The 15754-nt window shown below is 62.9% G+C and carries 14 protein-coding genes; 8 read left to right on the plus strand and 6 right to left on the minus strand.

Translation table 11 applies throughout. The features are described 5' to 3' along the window. Positions 1-30: 30 nt before the first annotated feature. The 5 genes from EOA85_RS09815 to speB all read right to left on the minus strand — a co-directional run bounded on the left by EOA85_RS09815 (position 31) and on the right by speB (position 5756). Entirely contained in the window at positions 31-1773 is a 1743-nt protein-coding gene (locus tag EOA85_RS09815; protein ID WP_245485671.1) for a peptide ABC transporter substrate-binding protein, read from the minus strand. Positions 1774-2330: 557 nt separating this feature from the next. After that, positions 2331-2978 (minus strand): amino acid ABC transporter permease, encoded by a 648-nt coding sequence (locus EOA85_RS09820; protein WP_127209265.1) that lies wholly within the window; start codon positions 2976-2978, stop codon positions 2331-2333. Next, entirely contained in the window at positions 2975-3643 is a 669-nt protein-coding gene (locus EOA85_RS09825) for an amino acid ABC transporter permease (protein ID WP_029347214.1), read from the minus strand. The genes EOA85_RS09820 and EOA85_RS09825 overlap by 4 nt, the downstream gene beginning before the upstream one ends. Before the next feature lie 98 nt (positions 3644-3741). Next, complete coding sequence (locus tag EOA85_RS09830; RefSeq protein ID WP_127209266.1) at positions 3742-4545, minus strand: transporter substrate-binding domain-containing protein; 804 nt, start codon at positions 4543-4545, stop codon at positions 3742-3744. A gap of 149 nt (positions 4546-4694) precedes the next feature. Continuing rightward, positions 4695-5756, minus strand: coding sequence for an agmatinase (speB, locus tag EOA85_RS09835; protein ID WP_127209267.1), 1062 nt, complete (start codon positions 5754-5756; stop codon positions 4695-4697). A gap of 235 nt (positions 5757-5991) precedes the next feature. Here speB and gcvA point away from each other — a divergent pair, with 235 nt between their 5' ends. The 8 genes from gcvA to EOA85_RS09875 all read left to right on the plus strand — a co-directional run bounded on the left by gcvA (position 5992) and on the right by EOA85_RS09875 (position 14824). Then, a complete protein-coding gene (gene gcvA, locus EOA85_RS09840; RefSeq protein ID WP_127209268.1) occupies positions 5992-6966 on the plus strand; it encodes a transcriptional regulator GcvA in 975 nt (324 codons plus the stop codon). A gap of 239 nt (positions 6967-7205) precedes the next feature. Further along, on the plus strand, positions 7206-8510 hold the full coding sequence (gene pncB, locus EOA85_RS09845) for a nicotinate phosphoribosyltransferase (protein WP_127209269.1): 1305 nt from the start codon (positions 7206-7208) through the stop codon (positions 8508-8510). A gap of 24 nt (positions 8511-8534) precedes the next feature. Beyond that, positions 8535-9974, plus strand: coding sequence for a hypothetical protein (locus EOA85_RS09850; RefSeq protein WP_127209270.1), 1440 nt, complete (start codon positions 8535-8537; stop codon positions 9972-9974). 166 nt (positions 9975-10140) lie between these two features. After that, complete coding sequence (locus EOA85_RS09855) at positions 10141-11445, plus strand: ABC transporter substrate-binding protein (protein WP_127209271.1); 1305 nt, start codon at positions 10141-10143, stop codon at positions 11443-11445. Positions 11446-11545: 100 nt separating this feature from the next. Continuing rightward, complete coding sequence (locus EOA85_RS09860) at positions 11546-12427, plus strand: branched-chain amino acid ABC transporter permease (RefSeq protein ID WP_127209272.1); 882 nt, start codon at positions 11546-11548, stop codon at positions 12425-12427. Beyond that, the gene (locus EOA85_RS09865; protein ID WP_065011635.1) at positions 12424-13386 is read left to right on the plus strand and encodes a branched-chain amino acid ABC transporter permease; all 963 of its coding nucleotides are present in this window, start codon (positions 12424-12426) and stop codon (positions 13384-13386) included. Before EOA85_RS09860 ends, EOA85_RS09865 begins: the two co-directional genes overlap by 4 nt. After that, positions 13383-14108: an ABC transporter ATP-binding protein gene (locus tag EOA85_RS09870; protein ID WP_127209273.1), complete on the plus strand. Its 726-nt coding sequence runs from the start codon at positions 13383-13385 to the stop codon at positions 14106-14108. Before EOA85_RS09865 ends, EOA85_RS09870 begins: the two co-directional genes overlap by 4 nt. After that, on the plus strand, positions 14105-14824 hold the full coding sequence (locus EOA85_RS09875) for an ABC transporter ATP-binding protein (RefSeq protein ID WP_127209274.1): 720 nt from the start codon (positions 14105-14107) through the stop codon (positions 14822-14824). The genes EOA85_RS09870 and EOA85_RS09875 overlap by 4 nt, the downstream gene beginning before the upstream one ends. Here EOA85_RS09875 and EOA85_RS09880 read toward each other — a convergent pair. Continuing rightward, positions 14825-15754: sodium:proton antiporter (locus EOA85_RS09880; RefSeq protein WP_127209275.1), on the minus strand; the 930-nt coding region annotated here is incomplete at its 5' end. It abuts the gene before it with no gap.

Genomic DNA, 15754 nt, shown 5'->3' on the forward strand with positions numbered 1-15754 from the left:
GGATGCCTTCTGCGTCCCGGCCGCCTCCGATCACTTCTTGCGATGCCACTTCGCTATGTCCCAGGTTTCAGCGTCCCAAGGGGTAGGATCGTAGCCGGCTATGTCATTGCGCAGGCCCGAAGTATAAGCCCATTCGAGGAGCGGAATGACCGCGGCATCGGCGATCAGGAGATCGTTCATCGCCATGAACAGCGCGCTCCGTTTCTCCGGATCGACTTCAGTCGCCGACGCTTGGAACAGCGCATCATACTCGGGACTGCAATAGCGGGCCCAATTCGTTCCCGACCAATTGTTTTTCTTCTGTGCTGCTTCTGCGCAGGTCCAGCCGATCATGTAGCTGCCGGGATCGGGGCCCTTGTTGCCGTAAGCGAACTCCTCGAGGTCCGCATAGAAGTGCCGTCTGGTGTTCGTATTGTCGGGCGACGACCCCAGGAAGATGCTGGAATCGATCAGCTTGTTTTCCACCCGGACTCCGATCGAGCCGAAGTCCGCCTTTATGAAGTCCTGGGTCGCCTCCCGCACCGGGTTGATGCTGGTCTGAAACACCAGCGCCAGCGGGACGCCGTCCCTGTCGCGGACCCCGTCGCTATCGGTGTCGCGCCATCCGGCTTCGTCCAGCAGAGCGCGCGCCTTATCGAGATTGAACTCCCATTTCGTGTTCGGCGAGGCGAAGGCGGCCGGTGCGACAAGGAGATTGGCGGTGGCGCGGCCACTCCTGCCGTGCAGTTCGGCAGCTTTCCGGCGGTCAACGGCGGCCGCCAGCGCCTGCCGGACGCGCCTGTCGGTCAGGATTGGATGCGGGAACTCCACGCTCGCGCGTTCGCCGTCGGCGGTTTCCCGTCTGGGATCGGTGAAATTGAGCATGATGCGTTCGACATAAGATCCCCAATACAAATCGACCCTACCAACGCCCTTGGTTTCAAGCCTTCGAAGGTCAGCCTCGCCGACCTGAAGGTTCCACGCGTAGTCGACGATGCCTTCGCTCACTGCGTTTGCAGCGGTTCTGGCGTCGCCACCGCCCTGAAGCGTGACCTGCTTGAACGCCAGGCTGTCACGATCACGATACTCGGGATTTGGCTCGAAGATGATCTTGACCGTGTTGACGACGTCCTCGCCGATGAGAAGGACGTCCTCCGTCCGGAACTCCTTGAGGCGGTATGGACCGGTGCCCACCGGGGCGAGGTTTGCCGGAGCGCTGGCGGCATCTTTGTTGTTGTACTGGCCGAATACGTGTTCCGGAATAACCATTCCCTGCACGCCGACGAAGGGCAGCGACCAGGCGGGATTGACGTCCTTGAACGTGACCTTGATGGTCAAGTTGTCCAGCGCCTCCACCTTCGCGACTGATTTGTACGAGCCCGCGCTCGACGAGCCCACGTCCTCGTTCACTATGTATTGGTAGGTGAAAAGGACATCCTTCGCGGTGAACGGCACGCCGTCGGACCACTTGATGCCCGGCCTAAGCTTCCATGTGACCGATCTGCCATCGGGCGCGACCTGGCCGTTCTCAAGCGATGGAATCTCGGCTGCGAGAAAGGGCACCAGCCGGCCCTCGGCGTCAAAGCTGGCCAGCGGCTCGTAGACGATACGGCTTGCCGTTTGATCCTTGATGCCCGGCGCCTGGTGTGGGTTCAGTGTGCTTGGCGCTTGCCACAGCAACAATCTCAACGTATCGCCATCCGGCTCGGTCGGCTGTGCGGGTTGGGGCAAACCGACAACAAGCGCCGCGACTATGAGCAGGAACAACCTGCACATAGCATTGATGCGGGCCAACGATACACCCTCTCGGCTCCGAGACGCTCGCATCCCTTCCTCCCTGCCCCTGTGATCCTGCGGCCGCAGCTCCCCTTCAGACAGTTGGCTATGCGAGGAGATGTTTATCTCCAGTCCACGAAATTGATCCCAATTGCAGCCGCTGGCAAGACTAATCGGTCCGAGACCATGAACCTGCACCTAGGGCTGCATGATGCATGCGCTGAAATCGCTGATCGTTGGGGAGGAGATCACCGCGATACGGAAGCGGCTGGGCGCTCGGAATCTGCAGCCGCTGTTTAGATGCAAGCGGTTGGCCAAGAATGACAGCTCATCGCTCATGCGAGTCCTTGCCTTAACAATGGATGGTGTCTTCAGGTCGCCGGAGGGTTGCTGCGAACGAAGAGCATAAAATCCTTGGGATTAAGCTATTCGGCGGGCGTCGGCCGGACGTCGGGTTCTGGCGCGACTACGACTTCCAGCATGGTCACCTAAGATGTCTGCTTCTCTTGGCCGACATTGCGGCGCAAAGCTGCCGTTCTTCCCAGCTTGTATGGTCAACGCAACATGCTCGCGGCTCAGTGGGCAGCCGCGCGCCGTTCGAGTGAACGGGCATATTGCGTCAGCGGGAAGCACATGATGAAGAAGATCAGTGCCACCAGCCCGTAGACGGTGAACGGTTCGAAGGTCGCATTGTTGATCGCGTTGGATGTCCTGACCAGTTCCTCGAAACCGATGATCGAGGTCAGCGCGGTCGACTTGATCAGCTGCACCAGGAAACCGACAGTCGGCGCACGGGTGATCGAGAACGCCTGCGGCAGGATGATCAGCCGGAGTTCCTGCAGATAGTGGAGGCCCAGACTGGCGCCGGCATCCCACTGGCCGCGCGGCAGCGCATCGACGCCGCCGCGCCAGATCTCGGCGAGATAGGCGCTGGCGAAAAAGGTGAGGCCAAGCGCTGCGGCGGTCCACGGTTCGATGCGCAAGCCCAGCATCGGCAGGCCGAAGAACATCAGGAAGAGCTGCATGAGCAGCGGCGTTCCCTGAAAAAGCGCGATGTATCCCGATGCAAGCCGCTGCGCCCATTTATTCTTGGCGATCCGGAAAAACAGCACGAGCATCCCGACCACGCCGCCGCCGACGAAAGCCGCCAGCGACAGAAGCACCGTCCAGCGCGCGGCGAGCACAAGGTTTCGGACAATATCCCAGAAGGTGAATTCGATCATGACACGCCGGCTCCCAGCGCGCGGCGGCCGCCGCTGACCAGCAGCCGGCGCAGCCCCATCGACAGAAGGAGATAGACGATCGTCACCACGAAATACGTCTCGAATGCGCGGAAGGTGCGCGCCTGCAGCATGTCGGCCTCGTAGGTCAGTTCGCGCACCGCGATCTGCGACACCACGGCGGACTCCAGCATCATGATGATGATCTGGCTGGTCAGCGCCGGATAGATCACCTTGAGCGCCTGCGGCAGCACGATCTTGACGAACACCTGACGTGGCCTGAGCCCAAGCGCCAGTGCTGCTTCCGTCTGCCCGCGCGGCACCGCGTCGAGCCCGGCGCCGACGATCTCGATCGTGTAGGCCGCCATGTTGAGCGTCATTGCCAGCATGGCGGCCAGCAGCGGATCCAGCCTTATGCCGATGCTGGGGAGCCCGAAGAAGATGAAGAACAGCTGCACCAGGAACGGCGTGTTGCGCATCACCTCGACATAGACGGCGATGGCCCGCTTGAGCAGCACGGGGCCGTTTCGCCGCCCAGCCGCGCCGAGGATGCTAAGCAGCGTCCCGGCGAGGGTGGTGATGACGATCAGCAGGATCGTCGTGCCTGCACCGCGCGTGATCGCGCCCGCGGCACCGGCAAGCCAGCCGAAGTCCAGGTTATAGCCCATGAGGATAGGTCCTGACCCTTGAGCATTTTGGGGCTAAATGCGGCAAGACAAACAGTAGAGCGGTGCCGGTTCCAGGAGAACCGGAGCCGCTCTGGAGGTCAATCCTTGAGGTTGTCGGGATTGAGCGGCGTCTTGAGCCAGGCCTTCGAGCTTTCGTTCAGCTTGCCGTCGGCCAGCATCTTGGCGACCGCGTCGTTGACCGCCTGCTTCAGGCGGTCCTCGTTCTTGTTGAGGCCGATATGCGAGGGCGAGGTGAGAAGCTGGAATTTCTGCTCCGGCTTCAGTGCCTCCTGGCGGGCGAGCACCTGAGCGCCGACATCGTTGCCGACGACCATCAGCTGGGTCTGGCCCGAGATGAAGGCCTGGATGACGGAATTGTAGTTGTCGAAACGGCGAATGTCGGCCGAGGCGGGTGCTACCTCGGTAAGGGACGTATCTTCCAGCGTGCCGCGGTTGACGGCGATCGACTTGTCGGCGAGGTCGTCCTTGCCTTCGACCTTCAGCGCTGCCGGGCCGATCACGGCGATATAGTAGGGTGCGTAGGCGGCGGCGAAATCGATCACCTGCTCACGCTCCTTGGAGTAGCCGACGCTCATCAGGACATCGACGCGCCTGTCGGTAAGATACGGAATGCGGTTCTGGCCGGTCACGCTGACCAAATTGAGCTTGACCTTGAGCTGGTCAGCGATGAACTGCGCCACGTCGATGTCATAGCCCTTGATGCTCATATCGGCGCTGGCCGAGGAGAAGGGCGGAAAGTCCGAGAAAATGCCGACATTGATGGCGCCGGCCTTGGTGATGTCGTCGACCGCGTCGGCATTGGCGGCCTGGGTGGCAAGACCAAAGCCGGCGAGCATCAGCACGCCGGCGATGGATGATTTGAGCTTCATATGAAGTGCCATTGTCGTTCCCCTGCTGGAAGCTTGTTTGTTTTGAAAGCGGCCGCCGGCTCCAGCGCGGCGCTCGCCTTGGAACTTCTGATTGGACCATGATCTGTAGGTCAGCGGAGCAACAAACCGGTGTCCGCCGGCGGGATCATGGTCTGAATGCGTCAGGCCCCCTTGCCTGAGATCGCCGGGCTGAAGACCATCAGGCTGAGGATCTCGAACAGCACCTGCGCGCCGGCATGGGCCGTGTTGGTGGTCGCGTCATATTGCGGCGCCACCTCGACGACGTCGCCGCCGACGATGTTGAGGCCCTTCAGGCCGCGCAGCAGTTCAAGCACCTCCCGCGTCGTCAGCCCGCCGACTTCCGGCGTGCCGGTGCCGGGCGCGAATGCCGGGTCGATGCTGTCGATGTCGAAGGAGACATAGGTCGGGCCATCGCCGACGATCTGGCGCGCCTTCGCAATGATGGCGGGCATGCCGAGGCCGGTCACCTCTTCGGCATGCACGACGGTCATGCCGGATTCGTAGGTGAACTCCCACAGATACTCGGCCGAGCCGCGGATGCCGATCTGGATGGTCCGCGACGGATCCAGCACCGCGTCCAGCACCGCGTTGCGGAACGGCCCGCCATGGTGGAACTTGGTCATGTCGAACAAGCCGCTGGTGTCGCAGTGGGCGTCGATATGGATCATGCCGACCGGCGCTTTTTTGCCGACAGCCTTCAGGATCGGATGGCTGATCGAATGATCGCCGCCGACCGATAGCGGGATGACGCCGGCATCGACGATCTGGTTCGTCCGACGCTCGATGTCGTCATGGCTGGTTTCCAGCCGGTAGCGGCTCTGGAATGGCACGTCGCCGATGTCGGCCACCTTCAGCTCGTGTGTCGGCGCGCATTCCAGCACGTGGTTGTAGGGGCCGATGCGCTCGATGGCGCGCAGCGCCCTTGGCCCGAAGCGGGCGCCCGGCCGGTTGGTCACGCCAAGGTCCATCGGCACGCCGATCATCGCCACCTGCAGATCGCCGAAATCAGGATTGTCGGCGGCAATTTCCCGGTAAGGCGCGGCGAGGAAGGTCGGGATGCCGGAATAGGGCGCCAGCCGCGTGCCGCTCTTGGAGAAGATCTTGTCGGCGACGCGCCGGAATTTGGGGTCGAACATCTCGCCGCCATGGCTTTCGCCATATTTGCGGCGCAACGCTTCGAGCTTGCCGCGATCATAACCCATGTCGATCCTCCCATGGCTGGTGCGGAGCGGCCATTAAATGACGGTCGCCGTCCTGCCGGCTGCCTGCGGATTTCACGTCTTGATGCTGTTCGACCCAAAGTGTCTTGCAGCTGCTTTGAAAAATCAATTGATATTGTTAGGGTCTTTGCTGTGAGAAAATCTCACATTATGTTGAGCACGGTCGTATCCGCAGACCGCGTTCCACTTTTCGGGATCGTGCTCCTTTGAGGCTCCGATGGCCAAGCGTCTGCCTCCCCTGAATCCGCTGCGCACCTTCGAGGCGACGGCGCGCCATGCCTCGCTGACCAAGGCGGCGGCTGAGCTCAACGTCACCCACGGCGCCATCAGTCATCAGATCAAGGCGCTCGAACAGTCGCTTGGCGTCAAGCTGTTCGAGCGCGCCGGTCAGCGGGTGAAGCTGACGCCGCACGGGGCCGAATTGCTGCCGGCGGTGTCGACCGCCTTCGACGGCATCGCCGCCGCCACGCAGCGCATGACAAGGCCGGCGAGCACCGGCGCCCTCTCGGTATCCTGCGTGCCGGCGCTGCTGTTGCTGTGGATGATCCCGCGGCTCGGCAGCTTCACCTCGCAATATCCGGACATCAGGCTGACGCTGATCCCGTCCAATGACGCCAAGGACGTCCGCGCGCCACATATCGACGTCTGCGTGCACTATGGCGACGGCAGCTGGACCGATTGCTGGATGCGCAAATGGTCGGGTCTCGAACTGTTCCCGGTGGTCAGCCCGACGCTGATCAACAACCGTCCGATCCGCACCGTGCGCGATCTCGCCGACCACGTCTTCCTGCATGGCGACGACGGCCGCGAGTGGCACACCTGGCTGGCCGCCGCCGATGCGCTCGATCTGGAGCGCGGCCGCCGGCACCATCTCGGCGACGCGCGCATGGCGAGTGAGGCGGCGGTTCATGGTCACGGCGTGGCGCTTGGCGATACTGTGACGGCAAGCGGGCTGCTCGCCCGGGGACTGCTTGTCGCGCCGTTCAGCCTGTCGGTGCCGGCGGTCGACGATTTCTACGTCGTCTGTCGTAACGAGATGAGGTCGGCACCGATCGTGCAGCTGTTCATCGACTGGCTGTTTGCCGAGAAAGAACAGGCCGACGGCCGCGCCGATGCGCCGGTGGCGGGCCGCATCGGCATCCGCCGGAAGCGCCCGGCGCTGCGAGTGGTCGGCGCCAAGACCGCTTCCTGAGGCCGCGATTGCCGAAGCCGCATGCTTGCCACCGGCTTTTCTTTTTGTCGGGCCAGCCCGCAAAGCGGGAGGCGCTTTCAGAAATTCAATGCTAAGAGGCATTTCGCTAAAGCAATTCCAGGAAAAGTCCGCAGCGGTTTTCCGTTCGGAATTGCGTGCAAACAAATTTAGAGCGGTTCAGCGTTGCCATCCAGAAACTGAACCGGTCTAGGAGCGAGCAGTGAAGGCGGCATCGAGACATGACTAAGACCGATATAGCGCGGCGCGTCTACAACCACACCTGGAAGCTCGACCCGATCGTCCGCAGCCTGCTCGACACCGATTTCTACAAGCTGCTGATGCTGCAGATGATCTGGGGCATGTATCCCAAGATCGACACCACCTTCTCGCTGATCAACCGCACCACTTCGGTTCGCCTTGCCGACGAGATCGACGAGGCGGAACTGCGCGATCAGCTCGACCATGCCCGCACCTTGCGCTTCTCCAAGAAAGAGATGATCTGGCTCGGCGGCAATACTTTCTATGGCCGCAAGCAGATCTTCGAACCGGAATTCCTCGCCTGGCTTGAAAATTTCCAGCTGCCGGAATACGTGCTTTCCAAGCGCGATGGTCAGTACGAGCTCACTTTCAGCGGTCCGTGGATGTACACGACGCTGTGGGAGATCCCGGCGCTGGCAATTATCAATGAACTCCGATCCCGCGCGGCCATGCGGGCGCTCGGTCCGTTCGCGCTCGACGTGCTCTATGCCCGCGCCAAGGCCAAAATGTGGGCTAAGACGGAGCGGCTGAAAGCGCTGCCGGATATCCGCATTTCGGACTTCGGCACGCGCCGCCGCCATTCCTTCCTGTGGCAGCGCTGGTGCGTCGAAGCGCTGAAGGAAGGCATCGGCGAGGCTTTCACCGGCACCTCCAACGTGCTTTTGGCCATGGATAACGACCTCGAGGCGCTCGGCACCAATGCGCATGAATTGCCGATGGTGCTCGCCGCCCTCGCCAATTCCGAAAAGGAGTTGAAGCAGTCGCCCTACAAGGTGCTGCAGGACTGGCAGCGCTACTATGGCGGCAATCTGCTGATCGTGCTGCCCGATGCTTTCGGCACCGCTTCGTTTCTGCGCGATGCGCCGGACTGGGTCGCCGACTGGACCGGCTTTCGGCCCGACAGCGCGCCGCCGATCGAGGGCGGCGAGAAGATCCTTTCCTGGTGGCGTGAAAAGGGCAAGGACCCCAGGCAAAAGCTGCTCATCTTCTCCGACGGGCTCGAGGTCGAGACCATCGAGGAAACCTACCGCCACTTCCGCGGCAAGGTGCGCATGTCCTTCGGCTGGGGCACCAACCTGACCAATGATTTCGAAGGTTGCGCGCCGACCAACACCAACCGGCTCGACGCCATCTCGCTGGTCTGCAAGGTCACCGAGGCCAATGGCCGCCCGGCGGTCAAGCTCTCCGATAATCCAGCCAAGGCCACCGGCGACGAGAAAGAGATCGAACGCTATTTGCGTATATTTGGCGAGAAAGACCGCGTGGAGCAGCTGGTCAAGGTGTGAGGGGCGAGGGAACTCTTGGATAGCATGAGTTCCTTCGCCGTAGTGCGCTGCCGGTTGGCAATAGCAATACCCTTTGCGGCTTCATTGATCTTCCTCGCGCCCACCCCGGCCTTTGCCCATGCCTCCGATCGCGGCCACGTCCTGCTTCTGCCGACGGGCTACTACGTCGCCGGCGGCGCGCTTGCCGTTGCCGCCAGCTTTCTCGTCCTCGCGCTGCTGCCGTCAGACTTTCCCGCCCGCTTCTGGCGGCGGCGCCTGCCGCTTTTCGCATTCGGCAACCGCGCACGGGCAATCGTCAGCCTGATATCATTTGCCGGCTTTGCAATTCTTATTGCGGCCGGCTTGTTCGGCAGCCGCGATCCGCTTTCCAACCCGCTGCCGCTGGCCATCTGGACGCTGCTCTGGGTTGGGCTGGTTTTGCTGCAGGGGCTGCTCGGCAATCTCTGGTCATGGCTGAACCCATGGTACGGGCCTTGGCGTGTCCTTTCCCGCCTGTTCGGCAAGCGGCAGACATGGCGCCCGCCTCCGTGGCTTGGCTGCTGGCCGGCCGTCGTGCTGTTCTTCGCCTTCGCCTGGTTCGAGCTGATCGACCCGGCGCCCGACGATCCGGCGCGGCTCGCCTGGGCCGCCGGTTTCTATTGGCTGCTGAGTTTTGCCGCCATGCTGGTGTTCGGCTACCGCGACTGGAGCCGGCGAGGCGAGTTCCTGGCCGTCTTCTTCGCCATGATTGCACGATTCGCCCTCCTTGAGCGCAATGAAGTCGAGCGCAGTGAAGGCGGTCGGCTCAGTCTGTGCTGGCCGGGCGCCACGCTCAGCGATGCCGCGCCGCTGTCGCTCAGCGGCATTGCTTTCCTGCTGCTTGCGCTGTCGTCGGTCTCCTTCGATGGCCTGTCGAAAACCTTCTTTTGGCTCGGCCTGTTCGGCCTCAATCCGCTGGAGTTTCCGGGCCGCACGGCGGTGATCGGCATCGGCACCTTCGGGCTCGTGCTGACGTTCGTCTTGCTTGCAGTCGCGTTCATCCTTGCCATTGTCCTTGGCCAGCGTCTTGCCGGCAGCCAGCATTCCCTCAGTCAGGCCGCAGGGCTGCTGGTCTGGTCGATCGTGCCGATCGCGCTCGCCTACCATGTCGCGCATTACCTGACGGCGCTGCTGGTCGATGGCCAATACGCCATCGCCGCTCTTTCCGACCCGTTTGCGCTGGGCTGGAACCTGCTCGGCACCGCCGGCATGCAGATCGAAGCCGGGGTGGCTGCTGGCGCCGGCTCGGCATGGTGGCTGTGGAATCTCCAGGCCGGCGTCATCATCGCCGGCCACATGCTCGCCGTGCTCGTTGCCCATGGCCTCGCCTGGCGATTGCACCCGGTTCCCGCTCGCGCCGCGCTCAGCCAGTTTCCGCTCACCGTGCTGATGATCGCCTATACGGTCTTCGGCCTGTGGTTACTTGCCACGCCTTCAGTCGGATGAGACAAAAGCCCGGCTCGATGGCGTCGATTTGTACGTTGGGGAAAGCCCGCTTGCCACACCAGGGCTTTGATGATTTAGTTTGTACACATGCAATTTCGGCGCTCTTACCAGAGTGGCCCGCTTCGCTACAGCCATTGGTCAAAACTCAAAAACAAGGGGAACTGCCGTGACTGACAAGAATGGGTTTTTAGATCTCTCCAAAACCGGTCTCACCCGCCGCACGGCGCTGAAGGGGTTGGCCGCAGGCGCCGGCCTTGCCGTCGCGCCTGGGTTCGTGCGTTATAGCCAGGCGCAGAGCTCGGCGCCGATAAAGATCGGCTTCCAGTCCCACCGCACCGGCATCGGCGCCGCTTATGGGCGCTGGTACGAGAGGACCACCGCCGCCGCGGTCAAGGCGATCAACGAAGCCGGCGGCATCAACGGCCGGCCGGTCGAGGTGATCATCGAGGATGACGGCACCGATCCCGGCCGCGGCGCCGAAGTGGTCGGCAAATTCGCCACCCAGCACAAGGCAGACATCGTCTACGGCACGCTGTTTTCGCATGTCGTCATCGGCTCGGCGCCGGCTGCCGGCGAGGCCAAGATGCCCTATTTCGTCGTCAGCGAAGGCCACCACGTCGCCTCGACCAAGCTCAACCGCTACGTCTTCCAGCCCGGCATCACCGACGTGAAGAGCCAGATCCAGGCGATGGCGCCCTGGATCGCGGCGAACGCGGGCAAGAAGGTGACGCAGATATTCCCAGATTTCGCCTTCGGCTACGACCATCGCGACTATCTTCCGCCGGCGCTGAAGGCGCAAGGCGCCGAAGTCATTGCCCAGATCGCCATCCCGCCGACGGAATCGTCCTTCACCAAATACTTCCCGCAGATCCCAGCCGAGACCGAGGTGATCTACCACGTCATGGTCGGTCCGGCGGTGCTCACCTTCGTCAAGGAACTCGGCGAGTTCTATGGCTCCAACCGGCCGCAGCTGTTCGGCTTCATCGATTCGCTCGAAGCCACCGACATCAACAGCCCCGGGCTCGAATTCCTCGACGGCAGCCATTTCTGGGAAGGCTCGCCGCGCTACGCGCAGCCCAATGATTCCGCCGCGCAGAAGGCCTATCGCGCCGCCGTGGGCATCGACGACAATGGCGCTGCCGTCGGCGATCCGAAGGATGTCTCCACCGCCGCGCACATGTTCGGCTGCTGGGAAACGCTCTATGTCGTCAAGAAGGCGATGGAGGATGCCGGCTACAAGGGTCCGGAAGACCGCGCCAAGCTGGTCGAGGCGACCGAGGCCTTGACCGAGTTCGCCGAGGGCCCCGAGCATCCGCAAGGGCCGAAGACCTTCAACGGCAAGATCCATCAGTGTTTTGGCATCCAGAACATCTCCAAGGTCGAAGGCGGCCGGCTGAACGTCGTCCACAAGACCAAGATCGAGGACGGCCTCTATGAGCCGGAAGGGGATTACACGACCCAGGCGCTGTGAGCTTAGCTGTTTTAGCCGTAGTGCGCTTCGAGCCACCCCCCTCTGTCCTGCCGGACATCTCCCCACAGAGGGGGGTGCTTCTCGCACCTGCCAGCGCATAATGGCCTTCGGACCCCACCTCCTCCTCGCCGCCCTCGAAGGCCTCGTCACCTCCGCCGTGCTGGCGCTGACGGCGCTTGGCCTGTCGCTGGTGTTCGGCGTCATGCGCGTCGTCAATGTCGCCCATGGCGAGTTCTTCATGCTCGGCGCGGTGCTTGCCTGGGCGATCTCCACGGCGATATCAGGCCATCCGGCGGTCGGCTTCCTGGTCGCCCTCGTGCTGGGGCCGCTGATCGTCGGTCTGATCGCGCTCGTCTCCGAACGGCTGGTGTTGCGCCGGCTGAATTACAATCCGGAGGCCACCATCGTCGCCACCATCGGCATGCTCTACATCATCCAGCAACTGGCGCTGACCTTCTACGGTCCGGAGGCACGGCCCGTGGAGCCGCCCTTCAGCTATCGCATCCTTTTGCCGTGGTTCGGCTACTCCGGCTACAAACTGTCGATCATCGCCGCATCGGCGCTTCTGCTGGTCGCGACGTGGTTCGTGCTGACGCGTACGAAAATCGGCCTCGTCATGCGCGCCACGCAATATGACCGCGAGACGGCGCAGGCCTTCGGCATTCCGGTCGACCGCGTCTATGCCGGCGTCTTCGCGCTCGGCGCCATGCTGGCGGCGGTGGCCGCCGTGCTGATCGTGCCGATCAGCCAGGCGCACTATCTGATGGGACAGGACCCGCTGCTGCTGTCCTTCATCGTCGTCATCATCGGCGGGCTCGGCTCGCTGCGCGGCACCGTCGTCGCTGCCGTGCTCATCGGCTTGTCGGACGGCATCATCTCGGTGTTTTTCTCGCCGACTCTGGCCAAGATCATCGCCACGCTACTGGTTGCCATGGTGCTGGTGTTCCGGCCGCAAGGCCTGTTCGGGACGGCATCGCGATGAAGGAGGCTTCACCGGTAAAAGCCTATGCGTTGCATGTGGGCGTCATCGCGCTGTTTTTCGCCCTAAGCTTCGTCCTGCCGGAATATCACCACGGGCTGCTCGCCCGCATTATGGTGCTGGCGGTTTTCGCCATCGGCTACAACATGCTGTTCGGCTATGTCGGGCTGCTCAGCCTCGGACATGCAATGTTCTTTTCGGCTGGACTCTATGGCGCAGGCCTTGCCGTCATCCATCTCGGCTGGAGCGTGCCGGCCGCCTTCGCCGCCGGCCTTGCATGCGGCGCGCTTCTCGCGCTGGTGATCGGGGTGCTGGCGCTGCGTACTTCCGGCGTTGCCTTCATGATCGTCACCATGATGTTCGCGCAGGTATTCTATCTCATAATCCTCTATTTCGCGGCCTGGACCGGCGGCGATCAGGGCCTGGTCGTGCCGCAGTCGGCGCGTGTGCTTGTTTTGGGCGACACGTCGCTCGGCCTCACCGACCCGACCGTGCGCTACATGAGCGCGCTCGCCCTGTTCTCGATCGTGCTGCTGGTGGCGCTCGTTATCGTCCGCTCCAGGTATGGCCGTGTGCTGGTCGCCATTCGCGAAAACGAGGAGCGGACCAAGATGCTCGGCTACGACACGTTTTCCAACAAGCTCGCCGCGGTCGTAGTCTCCGGCACGATCTGCGCGGCTTCGGGCGCCGCCTACGCGCTGCTGTTCGGTTATGTCGGCTCAACCTTCGCCTCGGTGCAATATTCCATCCTACCGCTGCTCTGGGTGCTGCTCGGCGGTGCTGCGACCACGCTCGGTCCGCTGATCGGCACCCTGTTCATGTACTATGTCGTCGACATCACCAGCGGCTACACCTCGGCCTATCTGCTGATCGTCGGCATCGCCCTCATCCTGCTGGTGCTGTTCTTCCCCAGGGGCATTCTCGGCACCGTCCGCCAGCGCTGGCTTGGATGGCTGCCATGATGCCGCTGCTGACGACCAAGGGCCTGTCCCGCAATTTCGGCGGCCTGCGCGCCGTCGACGGTGTCGAATTCGCCCTCATGCCGGGCGAGATTCGCGCCGTCATCGGCCCCAATGGCGCCGGCAAGACCACCTTCGTCAGCCTGGTCAGCGGCCGCATCCAGCCGTCCTCGGGCATGATCGTCTTCGACGGCGCCGACATCACCAGCCTGCCGGCCTACGCCAGGGTCCGCCTTGGCATTGCCTACACCTTCCAGATCACCAGCGTCTTTGCCAACCTCACCGCTTACGACAACGTCGCACTGCCAGTGCAGCGCACGCTGACCGGTGGCCGCTCGAAAGGTGCCGTGCATGCCGGCGTCATGGCGGCGTTGGAGCGCACCGGCCTTGCCGACCGCGCCCACATGCCGGCCGGGCAATTGTCCTATGGCCATCAGCGCCTGCTCGAAGTGGCGATGGGGCTCGCACTAAAACCGCGCCTGCTGATTCTTGATGAGCCGACGCAGGGGCTGGCCGACAGCGAGATCGACAATTTCATCGGGCTGGTGCGCGAGATCGCCACAAGCGCGACTGTGCTTCTGATCGAACACAACATGCCGGTGGTCATGCAGCTTGCCGACCGCATCACCGTCTTCAACGCCGGCAAGATCCTGGCCGAAGGCACGCCCGAGCAGGTCCGTGCCAATGCCGAAGTGCAGGACGCCTACCTGGGGACCGCCCCATGACTGAAACACGGTCTGAAGCACTGGCCATCTCCGGGCTCGACTGCTTCTACGGCGAGGTCCAGGTGCTCTACGGCCTCGACCTCGTGTTGAACAAGGGCGAGGTGCTTTGCCTGTTTGGCCGCAACGGCGCCGGCAAGACGACGACGCTGAAGGCGATCATGGGCCTCGTTCCCTCACGCGCCGGCTCGATCAGGCTCGACGGCAAGGAGTTGACTGGCCTGCTGGCGCATGACGTGCCGAAGGCCGGCGTCGCCTATGTGCCGCAGGGCCGGCGGCTGTTCGCCGAGATGACGGTGGCTGAAAACATCGAGATCGGCCTGATGGCCCGCGGCAAGGGCAAGACGACGCGCGAAAACGTGCTCGACCTTTTTCCGCTGCTGCGTCAGCGGCTCAGACAGCGCTCCGGCACGCTGTCGGGCGGCGAGCAGCAGATGCTGGCTATGGCGCGGGCCCTGTGTCTCGAACCCCAGGTGCTTCTACTCGACGAGCCGACCGAAGGGCTGATGCCGTCGATGATCGCCAGGATCCGTGAGACGGTGTCGAAGCTGCGCAATCTTGGCGTCTCGACGATCCTGGTCGAGCAGCGGGTCGATGCCGTGCTGTCCGTCGCCGACCGGGTCTCGTTCATTGAGAACGGTCGCAACCGCGAGACCGTCGATGTCGAGGAGCTCCGCGCCGATCCGTCGGCGGTCCGCCGCTATGTCGGCGTCGGTTGATCAGCCAAAGAACAGAAAACCCGCGATCAGGAATATCGGGATCAGCACCGCGCCCGACCATGCCATGTAGCCGAAGAAGCCCGGCATCTTGACGCCGCGATGTCTGGCAATCGCGTAGACCATGAAGTTCGGCGCATTGCCGATATAGGTGTTGGCGCCCATGAACACCGCGCCGGCCGAGATCGCCGCCAGCGTGGAGGCGAAGGTGGTCATCAGATGCTGTGGATCGCCGCCGGCGAGCTCGAAGAACACCAGATAGGTCGGCGCATTGTCGAGGAAGGATGACAGCGCTCCGGTCATCCAGAAATAAGCGAGGTCGTTTGGCTCGCCCATCGGCGAGCTGACAAGCGAGACCAGCGGTGCCAGCGCGCCGTCGGGGCCGGCCCTGAGAATGGCGATGACCGGCACGATACAGATAAAGATGCCGGCAAATAGTTTAGCCACTTCGGCGATCGGCTCCCAGTGGAAGTTGTTCGCCTGCCTGTGGCTTTTGGGCGAGACGCCGAGCGAAAGGAAGGCAAGCGCCAGGATGACGGCGTCGCGCACGAGGTTCTGCAATTCAAGGCTCACGCCTTGGACGGAGAAAGCCACGCCCGGCTTCCAGGTCGCGGAAAGCAGGATCGCGCCGATGACCCCGGCCAGCAGCGGGACGTTGGGCAGGCCGCGGATGCGCACCTTCGTGTCCGGTGTCGGATCCTTGATCTTCGGCGCGCCGGCCTCGCGGCGATGCAGGATGACGTCCATGGCCAGGAAGACCGCCAGCACCAGGCCGCCGACGAACAGTGTCTCCTGGTAGAGGTTGGTGGTAGTCCAGAAGAAATCGACGCCGCGCAGAAAGCCGACGAACAGCGGCGGGTCCCCGAGCGGCGTCAGCGACCCTCCGATGTTGGACACCAGGAAAATGAAGAAGATGACGACATGGGCATTGAA

Origin of the sequence: Mesorhizobium sp. M5C.F.Ca.IN.020.29.1.1 (assembly GCF_003997375.1) — a bacterium.
Taxonomy (GTDB): domain Bacteria; phylum Pseudomonadota; class Alphaproteobacteria; order Rhizobiales; family Rhizobiaceae; genus Mesorhizobium; species Mesorhizobium wenxiniae.

Excerpts from the sequence above, each read along its gene's own strand:
- EOA85_RS09830 (WP_127209266.1), bottom strand. The coding sequence starts at position 4,545 with ATGGCACTTCATATGAAGCTCAAATCATCCATCGCCGGCGTGCTGATG.
- EOA85_RS09875 (WP_127209274.1), top strand. The coding sequence starts at position 14,105 with ATGACTGAAACACGGTCTGAAGCACTGGCCATCTCCGGGCTCGACTGC.
- gcvA (WP_127209268.1), top strand. The coding sequence starts at position 5,992 with ATGGCCAAGCGTCTGCCTCCCCTGAATCCGCTGCGCACCTTCGAGGCG.
- pncB (WP_127209269.1), top strand. The coding sequence starts at position 7,206 with ATGACTAAGACCGATATAGCGCGGCGCGTCTACAACCACACCTGGAAG.
- EOA85_RS09870 (WP_127209273.1), top strand. The coding sequence starts at position 13,383 with ATGATGCCGCTGCTGACGACCAAGGGCCTGTCCCGCAATTTCGGCGGC.
- EOA85_RS09850 (WP_127209270.1), top strand. The coding sequence starts at position 8,535 with ATGAGTTCCTTCGCCGTAGTGCGCTGCCGGTTGGCAATAGCAATACCC.
- speB (WP_127209267.1), bottom strand. The coding sequence starts at position 5,756 with ATGGGTTATGATCGCGGCAAGCTCGAAGCGTTGCGCCGCAAATATGGC.
- EOA85_RS09860 (WP_127209272.1), top strand. The coding sequence starts at position 11,546 with ATGGCCTTCGGACCCCACCTCCTCCTCGCCGCCCTCGAAGGCCTCGTC.
- EOA85_RS09820 (WP_127209265.1), bottom strand. The coding sequence starts at position 2,978 with ATGATCGAATTCACCTTCTGGGATATTGTCCGAAACCTTGTGCTCGCC.
- EOA85_RS09825 (WP_029347214.1), bottom strand. The coding sequence starts at position 3,643 with ATGGGCTATAACCTGGACTTCGGCTGGCTTGCCGGTGCCGCGGGCGCG.
- EOA85_RS09865 (WP_065011635.1), top strand. The coding sequence starts at position 12,424 with ATGAAGGAGGCTTCACCGGTAAAAGCCTATGCGTTGCATGTGGGCGTC.